The sequence below is a fragment of the Klebsiella sp. HMSC16C06 genome, assembly GCF_001808325.1.
Classification (GTDB): Bacteria; Pseudomonadota; Gammaproteobacteria; order Enterobacterales; family Enterobacteriaceae; genus Klebsiella; species Klebsiella variicola.
In genome coordinates this window covers 94,821-107,573 of sequence record NZ_KV793000.1, presented here as the reverse complement: position 1 = coordinate 107,573, position 12,753 = coordinate 94,821, and the positions used below count along the sequence as shown (strand labels likewise).

Below are 12,753 nucleotides of genomic sequence, written 5' to 3'. Positions count from 1 at the left end.
CGGAACACGGTCAGGGTTTGAGAAAATCCTCCTTCATTTCCACTATCATTCCGGCTTATAATCCACGCCCTTTTGGTTATTTTTTTATCATTTCCCCCGGAAGCAATATGAGCGCAATATCCCTGATCCAACCGGATCGTGACCTTTTTTCCTGGCCGCAATACTGGGCTGCCTGTTTTGGCCCTGCGCCATTTTTACCGATGTCGCGTGAAGAGATGGACCAACTTGGCTGGGATAGCTGCGACATTATTCTGGTGACCGGCGACGCCTACGTCGACCACCCGAGCTTCGGGATGGCCATCTGCGGCCGTATGCTGGAAGCGCAGGGGTTCCGGGTGGGGATCATTTCCCAGCCGGACTGGAACAGCAAAGACGACTTTATGCGCCTGGGTAAGCCGAACCTGTTCTTCGGCGTGACCGCGGGCAATATGGACTCGATGATCAACCGCTACACCGCCGACCGTAAGATGCGCCATGACGATGCTTACACCGCCGGCAACGTGGCGGGTAAACGCCCGGACCGCGCCACCCTGGTCTACACCCAGCGCTGTAAAGAGGCGTGGAAAGACGTGCCGGTGATCCTTGGCGGCATCGAGGCCAGCCTGCGCCGTACCGCGCATTATGATTACTGGTCCGATACCGTGCGCCGCTCGGTGCTGGTGGACTCCAAGGCCGATATGCTGATGTTCGGCAACGGCGAGCGTCCGCTGGTGGAAGTCGCGCATCGCCTGGCGATGGGCGAAACCATCGACCAGATCCGCGATGTGCGCAATACCGCCATCATGGTGAAAGAGGCGCTGCCGGGCTGGAGCGGCGTCGATTCCACCCGCCTGGATACGCCTGGCAAAATTGATCCCATCCCGCATCCGTACGGTGAGGATCTGCCGTGTGCCGATAACAAGCCGGTTGCGCCGAAAAAGCAGGAAGCCAAAAGCATCACCGTGCAGCCGCCGCGGCCCAAACCGTGGGAAAAGACCTATGTGCTGCTGCCTTCCTTCGAGAAGGTGAAAGGCGATAAGGTCCTGTACGCTCACGCTTCGCGTATTCTGCACCATGAAACCAACCCCGGCTGCGCCCGGGCGCTGATGCAAAAGCATGGCGAACGCTATATCTGGATCAACCCGCCGGCAATCCCGCTCTCGACTGAAGAGATGGACAGCGTCTTCGCGCTGCCTTACAAGCGTGTGCCGCATCCTGCTTACGGCGACGCGCGTATCCCGGCGTATGAGATGATCCGTTTCTCGATCAACATCATGCGCGGCTGCTTCGGCGGCTGTTCGTTCTGCTCAATCACCGAGCACGAAGGGCGCATTATCCAGAGCCGTTCAGAAGATTCGATCATTAATGAAATCGAAGCCATTCGCGACACGGTGCCCGGCTTTACCGGGGTGATCTCCGATCTCGGCGGACCAACGGCCAACATGTATATGCTGCGCTGCAAATCGCCACGCGCCGAGCAGACCTGCCGCCGTCTCTCCTGCGTCTACCCGGATATCTGCCCGCACATGGATACCAACCATGAGCCGACGATCAATCTTTACCGTCGCGCCCGTGAGCTGAAGGGCATTAAGAAGATCCTCATTGCCTCTGGCGTACGCTATGACATCGCCGTCGAAGATCCGCGCTATATCAAAGAGCTGGCGACCCACCACGTCGGCGGCTATCTGAAGATCGCCCCGGAGCATACCGAAGAGGGGCCGCTGTCGAAGATGATGAAGCCGGGGATGGGCAGCTACGACCGCTTTAAAGAATTGTTTGATACCTATTCGAAGCAGGCGGGTAAAGAACAGTATCTGATCCCGTACTTTATCTCCGCCCATCCGGGAACCCGCGATGAAGATATGGTGAACCTGGCGCTGTGGCTGAAGAAACATCGCTTCCGTCTCGACCAGGTGCAGAACTTCTATCCGTCGCCGTTGGCGAACTCGACCACCATGTATTACACCGGCAAGAACCCGCTGGGCAAGATTGGCTATAAGAGCGAAGAGGTGGTGGTGCCGAAGGGCGATAAACAGCGCCGTCTGCATAAAGCGCTGCTGCGCTATCACGATCCGGCAAACTGGCCGCTGATCCGTCAGGCGCTGGAGGCGATGGGTAAAAAGCACCTGATTGGCTCACGCCGCGACTGCCTGGTGCCTGCCCCGACGTTGGATGAGATGCGCGAAGCGCGTCGCCAGAACCGCCATACCCGTCCGGCGCTGACCAAGCACACGCCGATTGTACATCAGCGTTCTAACGGTGAAACGACGGCGAAAAAACCGGTCAAACGCGGTAAAGTCGCCGGGCGTTAAGCCTGACGTTGTGCCCGGTAGCGCTTTGCTGACCGGGCCAGTTGGAGAGCCGGATAAGCGTCAGCGCTATCCGGCTTTTTTATATGTTAGCCGCCAAACTGATCCGGATCGGGCCCTAAACGCTTGCCCTGGTCCAGCTTCGCGATTTCGCTGAGTTCGTCTTTGTCGAGACGGAAATCCCAGACGTTAAAGTTTTCCGCGATACGCGACGGCGTCACTGATTTCGGGATCACCACCAGACCGCTATCAAGATGCCAGCGGATGACGATTTGCGCCGGCGTTTTGCCGTACTTATCGGCTAGCTGGTGGATGACTTTCTGATCGAACACCCCTTTACCGCCCTGGGCCAGCGGGCTCCAGGATTCGGTCTGGATCTTGTGGGTGGCGTTCCAGGCATGCAGTTGACGCTGCTGCAGCAGCGGATGGAGCTCAATCTGGTTGATCACCGGTGCGACGCCGGTTTCATCAATCAGCTTCTGCAGATGCGGGACCTGGAAATTACACACGCCGATGCTTTTCGCCAGCCCCTGCTGCTGCAGCTCAATCAGCGCCTGCCAGGCTTCGACGTAATGGCCGATCGCCGGCACCGGCCAGTGGATTAAGTAGAGATCCACATAGTCGAGCTTCAGCTTGCTGAGGCTCTCTTTCAGCGCCTCGTGCGGCCGTTTTTGATCGTCGTTCCACAGCTTGGTGGTGATGAACAGCTCATCGCGATTGACGCCTGCGCTGTGCAGCGCGTTGCCGACGCCGGCCTCATTTTGGTACGCGGCGGCGGTGTCAAAAGAGCGATAACCGACTTCCAGCGCCTTATGAATGGCGGAGACGACTTCCTCGTTGCCAGCTTTCCACACGCCGAGACCCAGCTGCGGCATCAGGTTGCCGTCGTGTAGTTTTATAACGGTTGGATGTGTCATGCCTTCCTCCTGTTAATGAACTCGGCGAGGCAGAATCCGCCGAGGGGTAGCATTAAGTCTGGACGAAATAGCTAAAAACGGTAGTAAAAACACCTCTCCCCGACGTTTGTTTAACGTAAGGAGAGGTGAATCAGGCGGGGTTAAATTAGCGAGCAGCCTCGTAAATACGGCGGCTGACGTCCAGGGTGATATCCTGATGTTCGCCCAGTTTGGTCATGCCGTGCTCTTCCAGTTTCGCCAGCAGCGCCGGGATGGAGCTACCGTCGAGACCGTAATCGGAGAGGCGGGTCGGCACCCCCATCTGCTCGAAGAAACTACGGGTTGCGGCAATAGCGGCATCGATACGCTGTTCTTCGGAGCCCTCGGTGATATTCCATACGCGCTCGGCATACTGCAGCAGCTTCGCGCGCTTGGTATCGCGTTTCTCATTCCACAGCGCCGGCAGCACGATAGCCAGCGTCTGGGCGTGATCCAGACCATGCATCGCCGTCAGTTCGTGGCCGAGCATATGGGTCGCCCAGTCCTGCGGTACGCCAGCGCCGATAAGACCGTTCAGCGCCTGAGTCGCCGCCCACATAATATTAGCGCGCACGTCGTAGTTCTCTGGCTCCTGCAGCGCTTTCGGGCCATCTTCCACCAGCGTCAGCAGAATGCCTTCGGCGAAACGGTCCTGAATTTTGCCGTCAACCGGGTAGGTGACGTACTGTTCAACGGTATGGACGAAGGCGTCAACCACGCCGTTGGCGACCTGGCGCGGTGGCAGAGTGTAGGTGTAAACCGGGTCGAGGATCGCGAACTGTGGCTGGACGTGCGAAGACATAAACGCGCGTTTGTCGCCGGTGGTTTTCCGCGAAATCACCGCCCCTTTGTTTGATTCAGAACCGGTCGCTGGCAGAGTCAGAACCGAACCCATTGGAATGGCGCTGGCGATCTTACTGCCATAAGTTTCCAGAATTTCCCATGGATCGATAGCGGCGTCGTAATGGGCCGCCGCGGCGATGAACTTGGTGCCATCCAGTACTGAACCGCCGCCGACCGCCAGCAGGAAGGTGACCTTCTCTTCACGGGCGAGCTTCACGGCGTTCATCAGAGTTCGTAAGACGGGTTCGGCTCGATGCCGCCAAATTCAAGGACATCCAGGCCATTCAGGGCGGTGAGTACCTGATCCAGGACGCCCGTTTTTTTCACGCTGCCGCCGCCGTAGGTGATCAGTACGCGAGCCTCCGCCGGGATCTGTTCACGCAGCTTTTCAATCGCGCCTTTGCCAAACAGAATGCGGGTTGGGGTATGCAGGTCAAAATTATTCATTGCTAGTGTCCTCAAAAGAGTAAAACCGCCGACAGGGACGATACCGCTGCCAGATGACGGTTATTGTGGTCCTGGCGCCGTTGACCCTCAATGCACATTTCTGCCGATGTCTTGCCTATTTCTCCATGTGGCTGGAGAATTCTCGCCAGCCTGCGCACAATGTATGGGTGAAGAAACATCGGGAGAGGCGGTGGCAATGCAACACGCACAGATATGCCAGATATTGACAGAGAAGATTAACCAGCTGAAAGATAAGCACGAACTGTTAAGTTCGCTGCTGCCTGACGTCCGCCTGCTGTATGGGACGCAGCCGGGTACCCGGACGCCGGTGATGTATCAGCCGGGGATCGTTTTTCTCTTTTCCGGCCATAAAATTGGTTATATCAATGAGCGGACTTTTCGCTACGACACAAATGAATATCTGCTGCTGACCGTGCCGCTGCCCTTCGAATGCGAAACCTTTGCCACCCCGGAGGTGCCCCTCGCCGGGATGCGTCTGAACGTCGATATCCTGCAACTGCAGGAGCTGCTGATGGATATTGGCGAGGATCCGCTGTTTCAGCCCGCCGTCGCTTCCAGCGGAATAAATTCGGCAGTGCTTTCCGAAGATATTTTATGCGCTGCCGAACGGCTGCTCGACGTCATGGATCGTCCGCTGGACGCGCGCATTCTTGGCAAGCAGATTATCCGTGAAATCCTCTACTATGTGCTGACGGGCCCCTGCGGCGGCGCACTGCTGGCGTTGGTCAGCCGGCAGACCCATTTCAGTTTGATAAGCCGCGTGCTGAAACACATCGAGAGCCAGTACACCGAAAACCTGAGCGTCGATCGGCTGGCGGCAGAGGCGAATATGAGCGTCTCGGCGTTTCACCATAATTTTAAATCGGTGACCAGTACTTCACCGCTGCAGTATTTGAAAACCTACCGTTTGCACAAGGCGCGCATGCTGATGATCCATGACGGCATGAAGGCCAGCGCGGCGGCGATGCGGGTGGGGTATGAAAGTCCTTCGCAGTTCAGCCGCGAGTTTAAGCGCTACTTCGGTATGACGCCCGGGGAAGATGCCGCACGAATTCGCACGATGCAGGGCATGTAATATCGGGAAGGGCAAGCCGGGCGGGCGCAGGCCCCCCGGCAGGTGGCCGTCAGGCGCTGCAGTATTTCTTTTTGATCACCACGAACAGCGTGCCGAGCAGGCCCGCCAGCAGCAGAGCAATCGGCAGGATCATCAGGCAGGTCATGACCTGATCTTCATGGCGCTTCACAAACGGGATCATGCTCAGCGCATAGCCGAGACCCGTGACCACACCAACCCACAGCAGGGCGCTCAGCCAGTTGAAGAACTGAAAGCGGCGGTTCGGCAGGCCGGAAATCCCCGCCATGGTTGGCAGCAGGGTGCGGACAAATGCCAGAAAGCGGCCCGCGAGCAGCGCCAGCAGGCCGTGGCGATCAAACATACAGGTGGCGCGCTGATGGTACTTATGCGGCAGATGCGCCAGCCAGCCTTTCACCGTTTGCGTATTGCCCAGCCAGCGCCCTTGCACATAGCTCAACCAGCAGCCGAGGCTGGCGGCGGCGGTCAGAATGGCGATAGTGGGCACAAAGTCCATGACGCCTTTAGCAATCAGCGCGCCGGCGAGCAGCAGCAGGCTGTCCCCCGGTAAAAAGGACGCGGGCAGCAGCCCGTTTTCCAGAAACAGGGTGGCGAACATAACCAGATATACAACGCCCACAACGTGAGGGTTCGCCAATGCGGCAAAATCATGTTGCCACAACGCGGCGACAATCTCTTGAATGACAACCATGGACTTTCCTAAGTGGTACCGTATTGTTGACTAGTGTACTCCTGAAGAGACCCGAGCACCTTGATCCCGGGCGCAACAAAAGCGTCCGCTATTGTTGCCACTGACTGTCACTTTACACGATACGCGCGAAGCCCGCTGCTAAATCCGCCTGCAGATCGTCAACATTTTCGAGACCAATGTGCAAACGGATCAACGTGCCGCTGAAGTCGACTTCCGCATCCGGTCGGATGTGAGCGATTTGCTCCGGCTGATTGGCCAGAATCAGCGATTCAAAGCCGCCCCACGAGTAGGCCATGCTGAACAGGCTGAAATTGTCGAGGTACTCGGCCAGTTCGGCATCATTGAGGCGCTTGTTGAGTACAAACGAGAACAGCCCGCTGCTGCCGGTAAAATCGCGCTTCCAGAACTCATGGCCTTTACTGCCGGGCAGGGCGGGGTGGTTGACCCGCGCCACCTGCGGATGCTGCGCCAGCCACTCGGCGATGCGCAGGCTGCTTTCATGATGCTGACGCAGGCGCACGCCCAGGGTGCGCAGGCCGCGGCTGGTCATATAGGCGGTATCGGCGTCCAGCATTTGTCCCATCAGATAGGCATTCTCACGCAGCTGCGGCCAGCAGCGCGCGTTCGCCACCGCAGTGCCGACCATGGCGTCGGAATGGCCGATCAGGTATTTGGTACCTGCCTGAATAGAAATATCGATGCCAAAATCCAGCGCTTTGAACAGGATCCCCGCCGCCCAGGTGTTATCGATCATGATAATCGCTTCCGGCGCGACCTGACGCACGGCGGCGACAATCGCTGGCACATCATGCACTTCCATGGTGATGGAGCCAGGCGATTCCAGGAACACCACGCGGGTCTCCGGCCGAATAAGTTGGGCAATATCGGCGCCGATGAGGGGATCGAACCAGCTGGTGGCGACGCCGAGTTTAGCGAGAATTTTGGTACAAAAATCCTGGCTTGGCTCATAGGCGGTATTGGTCATCAGCACATGGTCGCCCTGTTCGACGAACGCCAGGATGGTGTTGGCCACCGCGGCCGCGCCACAGGGGAAGAGGGCGCAGCCGGCGCCGCCTTCCAGCTCGCACATCGCTTCCTGCAGTGAGAAGTGGGTCAGGGTGCCGCGACGCCCGTAGAACAGCTCGCCGTTAGCCCGGTTGCGGGTGGCGTGTTTTTTGGCTTCCACGGTATCGAAAACCAGCGATGACGCGCGCTGGATCACGCTGTTCACTGAGCCCTGGGTATATTTTTTGCTCCGTCCGGCGTTGACCAGCGCGGTATCAAGATGTTTATCAGCCATGTTGATGAACCTGTTTTTATACGTCTGGACGTCTAAACTAGCATGAATCTTCTTTTCTGTACCAGTGCGGCGCCGATACAGGCGAAAATTTTACCAGGCCCGCAGTAAGCCGCTTTTTTACTGCGTGAGCGCAAGGAAAATAAACGTGATTTGCTGCACAGTGTAAATACTAATGAGAACCACTATCAATTCGATGTCGTTTTGATATTATTGTGGGCAGATTTTGTGATTATCGTCGTGGAGATAGAGCGTGGGTAATAATTTGATGCAGGCGGATCTCTCCGTTTGGGGTATGTATCATCATGCCGATATTGTCGTTAAGGTGGTGATGATTGGCCTGATTCTGGCGTCGGTCGTCACCTGGGCCATCTTTTTCGGCAAAGGGGCGGAAATCCTCGCCAGCAAGCGTCGCCTCAAACGTGAACAGCAGCAGCTGGCGGAAGCCCGCTCTCTCGATCAGGCCAGCGATATCGCCAGCGCCTTTGAGGCGAAGAGCCTGACCACCCAGCTTATCAATGAAGCGCAGAACGAACTCGAACTCTCTGCCGGTGCGGAAGACAATGAAGGCATCAAGGAACGCACCGGTTTCCGCCTTGAGCGCCGCGTCGCGGCGGTCGGTCGCCATATGGGGCGCGGCAATGGTTATCTGGCCACCATCGGCGCCATTTCGCCGTTCGTGGGTCTGTTCGGGACCGTCTGGGGCATCATGAACAGCTTTATCGGTATCGCCCAGACGCAGACTACCAACCTTGCGGTGGTAGCGCCGGGCATCGCGGAAGCGCTGCTGGCGACGGCCATCGGCCTGTTCGCCGCCATCCCGGCGGTGGTCATCTATAACATCTTTGCCCGCATGATTGGCAGCTACAAGGCCTCGCTCGGCGACGTCGCCGCTCAGGTGCTGCTGCTGCAAAGTCGCGACCTGGACCTCAGCGCCAGCGGTGTGAAGCCGGTGCGTAGCGCGCAGAAATTACGGGTAGGTTGATCGGCTATGGCGATGCGTCTTAATGAAAATCTGGACGATAACGGCGAAATGCATGAGATCAACGTGACGCCGTTTATCGACGTCATGCTGGTTCTGCTGATTATCTTTATGGTGGCTGCGCCGCTGGCGACGGTTGACGTGAAGGTGAATCTGCCGGCCTCCTCCAGCCAGCCGCAACCGCGACCGGAAAAACCCATTTATCTGTCGGTGAAGGCGGATAAGAGCATGTTCCTCGGCAACGACCCGATTACCGAAGCGAATATGATTAACGCCCTGGATAGCCTGACCGCCGGCAAAAAAGATACCACTGTCTTCTTCCGCGCGGATAAAACCGTCGATTACGAGACGATGATGAAAGTGATGGATACCCTGCATCAGGCGGGCTATCTCAAGATCGGGCTGGTGGGCGAAGAGACCGTCAAAGCCAAATAATCCGATTCTGTTCCTGAAAAGGCTGGCCGCGCGCCGGCCTTTTTTATGGCCGTCTGCCGGCGATGTGTTGGCCTGGCGTTGCCATCACGTTATCTGTCTGAGATATAATGTCGCTTCTTTTTGTTAACTAACAGGATTATATGGAACGCTTTCTGGAAAACGCTATGTACACTTCGCGCTGGCTGCTGGCACCGGTTTATTTTGGCCTTTCGCTGGGGCTGGTCGCGCTGACCATCAAATTTTTTCAGGAGATCGTCCACGTTCTGCCGCATATCTTCAGCGTCAGCGAGTCGGAATTGATCCTGACGCTGCTGTCGCTGGTGGACATGACCCTGGTGGGTGGCCTGCTGGTGATGGTGATGTTCTCGGGCTATGAGAATTTCGTGTCGCAACTGGATATCAATGAAGGGAAAGAGAAGCTGAGCTGGCTCGGTAAAATGGACGCCACCTCTCTGAAGAATAAAGTCGCGGCGTCAATTGTGGCGATCTCCTCTATCCACCTGCTGCGGGTGTTTATGGATGCGAAAAACGTGCCGGACAACAAGCTGATGTGGTACGTGATTATCCACCTGACCTTCGTCCTTTCGGCCTTTGTGATGGGCTATCTCGATCGTCTGAACAAAGTGAAACACTGATCTCTTCTCTCCCGGCGGTGTTAGCCGCTGGGCTTTTTTCTCCCCCGTTTCTGCTTCTCTGCGCTGGCGTATGTCCGGGCTTCTGCTTTGCTTAAAGGGCGCTTAACAACGGAGGCAAGGTGATGACGCGATTAACGGCCAAAGATTTCCCGCAGCAGCTGCTCGAGTATTATGACTACTATGCCCACGGCAAAATCAGCAAACGCGAGTTTCTCCAGCTGGCGGGGAAATATACCGTCGGTGGGATGACCGCGCTGGCGCTGTTTAATCTGCTGAAGCCCGACTATGCCCTGGCAGAGCAGGTACCGTTCACTGACCCGGATATCCGCCCGGAGTATATTCATTATCCCTCTCCTGACGGTCACGGCGAAGTGCGGGCTTACCTGGTGACGCCGACGAAAATAGCCGATAAAGCGCCCGCCGTTGTGGTGGTACATGAGAACCGCGGCCTGAATCCCTATATTGAAGACGTCGCCCGGCGGGTAGCGAAAGCGGGGTATATCGCGCTGGCGCCGGATGGCCTGAGCGCCGTCGGCGGCTATCCGGGGAATGATGATGAAGGCCGCGCGCTCCAGCAGAAAGTCGATCCCGTGAAGCTGATGAATGATTTTTTTGCGGCGGTCGCGTTTATGGCGAAGCATCCACAGGCGACGGGGAAGGTCGGTATCACCGGGTTTTGTTACGGCGGCGGCGTCAGCAACGCGGCGGCGGTGGCGATCCCGGAGCTAGCCTGCGCGGTGCCGTTTTACGGCCGCCAGCCGCCGCTGAAGGAGGTCGATAAAATTAAAGCGCCGCTGCTGCTGCACTATGCCGGCCTCGATAGCGGCATTAATGAAGGCTGGCCCGCCTATGAACAGGCGTTGAAGGAACACCATAAAGTCTACGAGGCCTATCTCTATCAGGGCGTGAATCACGGCTTTCATAATGATTCCACGCCGCGCTACGATCGGGCTGCGGCTGATCTGGCCTGGCAACGCACGCTGGCATGGTTTGAGAAGTATTTACGCTAGCGCAAACGACATAAATAGCGCTACCGCTCGCTCAAAAAAACGCTATATAATTTATTATACAGCGATTGGGAGGGCGCGATGGAAAATCATTTTGGCAAAGGCTTAATGGCGGGGCTACAGGCATCCTATGCTGACACCGCCGCGCATGCGGCGAATTTTTGCACCGACTATAAACGCGGGTTTGTGCTCGGCTACTCGCACCGCATGTTTGAAAAAACCGGCGACCGCCAGCTCAGCGCGTGGGAGGCGGGGATCCTGACCCGTCGCTATGGCCTTGACAGAGATATGGTGATGGATTTCTTCAAAGAAGGTGGGTCGGGTATGGCGATGCGCTATTTTCTGGCGGGCTATCGGCTGGAAAGCTAAACAGGACGGCTTCGCAGGCGGAGCCGTCCTGTGGTGGGAACCCTTTCCCGTCAGCGGGAAAGGGTGAAGACCTTACGCCTGGCGCTTATCTTCCGTTTGGGTGTCAAAGTCGCGGGCGTCGTGGCGCTCATGCAACTGCTCATTGAGCGGGCCGTTGGTGCGGTTGACGATGCGTCCGCGCTTGACGGCCGGACGGTTGCCGACATCCTGCGCCCAGCGCAGCACGTTTTTATAGCTCCCGGCGTCGAGGAACTCCGCCGCGTTATAGACATTGCCCAGCACTACGTTGCCATACCACGGCCAGACAGCCATATCGGCGATGGTGTACTCCTCGCCGGCCACATAGCGGCCGCGGGCGAGCTGTTTGTCCAGCACGTCGAGCTGGCGTTTGGCTTCCATCGTAAAGCGGTCGATCGCGTACTCGATCTTCACCGGCGCATAGTTATAGAAGTGGCCGAAGCCGCCGCCGAGGAACGGCGCCGCGCCCTGCAGCCAGAACAGCCAGTTGAGGGTTTCGGTGCGGCCGGCAGGATCTTTTGGCAGGAAGAAGCCAAATTTTTCCGCCAGATAGAGAAGAATGTTGCCGGACTCAAATACCCGGGTCGGCGGCGTGGTGGAGTGGTCGCTGAGGGCCGGGATCTTCGAGTTCGGGTTGATATCGACAAAGCCGCTGGAAAACTGATCGCCTTCGCCAATGCGTATTAGCCAGGCGTCGTACTCCGCGCCGCTGACGCCCAGCGCCAGCAGCTCCTCCAGCATGATCGTCACCTTCTGGCCGTTGGGCGTGCCCAGTGAGTATAGCTGGAGCGGATGGGTCCCGACCGGCAGGACGCGTTCATGGGTCGCGCCGGAAACGGGACGGTTGATATTGGCGAACGCGCCGCCGCTGTTTTGCTTCCATTCCCACACTTTGGGTGGCTGGTAGTTTTGCTCTGACATGCTGGTTTGCCTTTTTCGTGGATGTACAAAAAGTGTAGCAGGTGACCTCAGGCCATAATCCGCGCGGCCCACACGCTGACATCATCGCCGCTGCCCAGATCCGGCTGCACCAGGCCATTGACCATAAAGGTCGGCGAGACGTGAATGCCGTTCTGACGGGCGTATTTACTGTGCCACTTGATCACGTCCTGCAGCTCCGGGCGGGCAAAGGCGGCCCCCAGCAGCACGTGACTGTAACGTTCAATGCGCTCAATGATTTGCTGCGGCGTGGCGTTCATGTTCGGCCCGCTGCAGTGATCGGTAAACTCAAACTCTTCCCGATGGTCGGCCACGGCCTGCATCACCTTATGCGCCTGCTCTCTGCCGTGCGGCAGGGTGGACGCGGCGAGGATGCAGCGGACGATAACCCCGGAGAACAGATGCCACGGCTGCGACTGCAGGCGTATCTTGATGGTGACGTTATCGGCGCCGACCTCATCAAGCAGGTCGTCGAGCTTATTAAACGCGCGGACAGAGTAGGGGCAGGTGGGCTCAAGGAACACCTCAAACGTCCGCGGGCCGTGTCCCCAGACCAGCGGTTGGGCATTCAGATGCGAGGGTGTGCTCATTGTCGACTCCTGATGTTGCGTTGTTTTTTTGTTATATCACCGATAACGATATCACTTTTGCTTCCGGCTGCAGGGTTATTTTCCTTAACGGCACGATTAGCGAAACGAATGAGTGGTATCATCGTGACACCTCTGTCTGGTAAGTGCCTGCGGCAGGATAAGA

The 12,753-nt window shown here is 57.4% G+C and carries 13 protein-coding genes and 1 pseudogene; 8 read left to right on the top strand and 6 right to left on the bottom strand.

Translation table 11 applies throughout. The features are described from left to right. Positions 1–17: 17 nt before the first annotated feature. Entirely contained in the window at positions 18–2,291 is a 2,274-nt protein-coding gene (locus tag HMPREF3142_RS11800) for a YgiQ family radical SAM protein (RefSeq protein WP_176747613.1), read from the top strand. Positions 2,292–2,377: 86 nt separating this feature from the next. Here HMPREF3142_RS11800 and dkgA read toward each other — a convergent pair whose 3' ends face one another. Continuing rightward, a complete protein-coding gene (gene dkgA / locus HMPREF3142_RS11795) occupies positions 2,378–3,205 on the bottom strand; it encodes a 2,5-didehydrogluconate reductase DkgA (RefSeq protein WP_008806502.1) in 828 nt (275 codons plus the stop codon). Between the two features lie 145 nt (positions 3,206–3,350). Beyond that, positions 3,351–4,513 (bottom strand): annotated as a pseudogene (gene yqhD, locus HMPREF3142_RS11790) (alcohol dehydrogenase). A 196-nt stretch (positions 4,514–4,709) separates the two neighbouring features. Here yqhD and HMPREF3142_RS11785 point away from each other — a divergent pair. Continuing rightward, positions 4,710–5,609: an AraC family transcriptional regulator gene (locus HMPREF3142_RS11785; protein ID WP_012967218.1), complete on the top strand. Its 900-nt coding sequence runs from the start codon at positions 4,710–4,712 to the stop codon at positions 5,607–5,609. A 49-nt stretch (positions 5,610–5,658) separates the two neighbouring features. Here HMPREF3142_RS11785 and yghB read toward each other — a convergent pair whose 3' ends face one another. Together yghB and metC are read right to left on the bottom strand one after the other, a co-directional pair. Continuing rightward, positions 5,659–6,318 carry a DedA family general envelope maintenance protein YghB gene (yghB, locus tag HMPREF3142_RS11780; RefSeq protein WP_004205217.1) on the bottom strand — a complete coding sequence of 220 codons (660 nt, stop codon included), beginning with the start codon at positions 6,316–6,318 and terminating at the stop codon, positions 5,659–5,661. A 112-nt stretch (positions 6,319–6,430) separates the two neighbouring features. After that, positions 6,431–7,618, bottom strand: coding sequence for a cystathionine beta-lyase (gene metC, locus HMPREF3142_RS11775; RefSeq protein ID WP_008806499.1), 1,188 nt, complete (start codon positions 7,616–7,618; stop codon positions 6,431–6,433). Between the two features lie 250 nt (positions 7,619–7,868). Between metC and exbB the strand changes: the two genes are divergently transcribed. From exbB to HMPREF3142_RS11750, 5 genes are all read left to right on the top strand, one after another. Then, the gene (exbB, locus tag HMPREF3142_RS11770; RefSeq protein ID WP_004174395.1) at positions 7,869–8,600 is read left to right on the top strand and encodes a tol-pal system-associated acyl-CoA thioesterase; all 732 of its coding nucleotides are present in this window, start codon (positions 7,869–7,871) and stop codon (positions 8,598–8,600) included. Positions 8,601–8,606: 6 nt separating this feature from the next. After that, positions 8,607–9,032 (top strand): TonB system transport protein ExbD, encoded by a 426-nt coding sequence (gene exbD / locus HMPREF3142_RS11765; protein ID WP_012967219.1) that lies wholly within the window; start codon positions 8,607–8,609, stop codon positions 9,030–9,032. Positions 9,033–9,172: 140 nt separating this feature from the next. Beyond that, positions 9,173–9,667 carry a TIGR00645 family protein gene (locus HMPREF3142_RS11760; protein WP_008806498.1) on the top strand — a complete coding sequence of 165 codons (495 nt, stop codon included), beginning with the start codon at positions 9,173–9,175 and terminating at the stop codon, positions 9,665–9,667. A 122-nt stretch (positions 9,668–9,789) separates the two neighbouring features. Further along, positions 9,790–10,677 carry a YghX family hydrolase gene (gene yghX, locus HMPREF3142_RS11755; RefSeq protein WP_023323279.1) on the top strand — a complete coding sequence of 296 codons (888 nt, stop codon included), beginning with the start codon at positions 9,790–9,792 and terminating at the stop codon, positions 10,675–10,677. 78 nt (positions 10,678–10,755) lie between these two features. Further along, positions 10,756–11,043 carry a DUF2623 family protein gene (locus tag HMPREF3142_RS11750; RefSeq protein WP_064171220.1) on the top strand — a complete coding sequence of 96 codons (288 nt, stop codon included), beginning with the start codon at positions 10,756–10,758 and terminating at the stop codon, positions 11,041–11,043. Positions 11,044–11,115: 72 nt separating this feature from the next. Here the strand turns inward: HMPREF3142_RS11750 and yghU are convergent, their stop codons facing one another. Together yghU and HMPREF3142_RS11740 are read right to left on the bottom strand one after the other, a co-directional pair. After that, the gene (gene yghU, locus HMPREF3142_RS11745) at positions 11,116–11,982 is read right to left on the bottom strand and encodes a glutathione-dependent disulfide-bond oxidoreductase (protein WP_008806496.1); all 867 of its coding nucleotides are present in this window, start codon (positions 11,980–11,982) and stop codon (positions 11,116–11,118) included. A 47-nt stretch (positions 11,983–12,029) separates the two neighbouring features. Continuing rightward, on the bottom strand, positions 12,030–12,590 hold the full coding sequence (locus HMPREF3142_RS11740) for a DsbA family protein (RefSeq protein ID WP_004150918.1): 561 nt from the start codon (positions 12,588–12,590) through the stop codon (positions 12,030–12,032). A gap of 20 nt (positions 12,591–12,610) precedes the next feature. Here HMPREF3142_RS11740 and HMPREF3142_RS29405 point away from each other — a divergent pair, with 20 nt between their 5' ends. Further along, positions 12,611–12,733 (top strand): hypothetical protein, encoded by a 123-nt coding sequence (locus HMPREF3142_RS29405; protein ID WP_176747614.1) that lies wholly within the window; start codon positions 12,611–12,613, stop codon positions 12,731–12,733. Positions 12,734–12,753: the final 20 nt, after the last annotated feature.

Bases quoted from the DNA above. Each gene is read 5' to 3' on its own strand.
- metC (WP_008806499.1), bottom strand. From the start codon at position 7,618: ATGGCTGATAAACATCTTGATACCGCGCTGGTCAACGCCGGACGGAGC.
- yghB (WP_004205217.1), bottom strand. From the start codon at position 6,318: ATGGTTGTCATTCAAGAGATTGTCGCCGCGTTGTGGCAACATGATTTT.
- dkgA (WP_008806502.1), bottom strand. From the start codon at position 3,205: ATGACACATCCAACCGTTATAAAACTACACGACGGCAACCTGATGCCG.
- HMPREF3142_RS11740 (WP_004150918.1), bottom strand. From the start codon at position 12,590: ATGAGCACACCCTCGCATCTGAATGCCCAACCGCTGGTCTGGGGACAC.
- yghU (WP_008806496.1), bottom strand. From the start codon at position 11,982: ATGTCAGAGCAAAACTACCAGCCACCCAAAGTGTGGGAATGGAAGCAA.
- HMPREF3142_RS11750 (WP_064171220.1), top strand. From the start codon at position 10,756: ATGGAAAATCATTTTGGCAAAGGCTTAATGGCGGGGCTACAGGCATCC.
- HMPREF3142_RS11785 (WP_012967218.1), top strand. From the start codon at position 4,710: ATGCAACACGCACAGATATGCCAGATATTGACAGAGAAGATTAACCAG.
- exbD (WP_012967219.1), top strand. From the start codon at position 8,607: ATGGCGATGCGTCTTAATGAAAATCTGGACGATAACGGCGAAATGCAT.
- HMPREF3142_RS11760 (WP_008806498.1), top strand. From the start codon at position 9,173: ATGGAACGCTTTCTGGAAAACGCTATGTACACTTCGCGCTGGCTGCTG.
- yghX (WP_023323279.1), top strand. From the start codon at position 9,790: ATGACGCGATTAACGGCCAAAGATTTCCCGCAGCAGCTGCTCGAGTAT.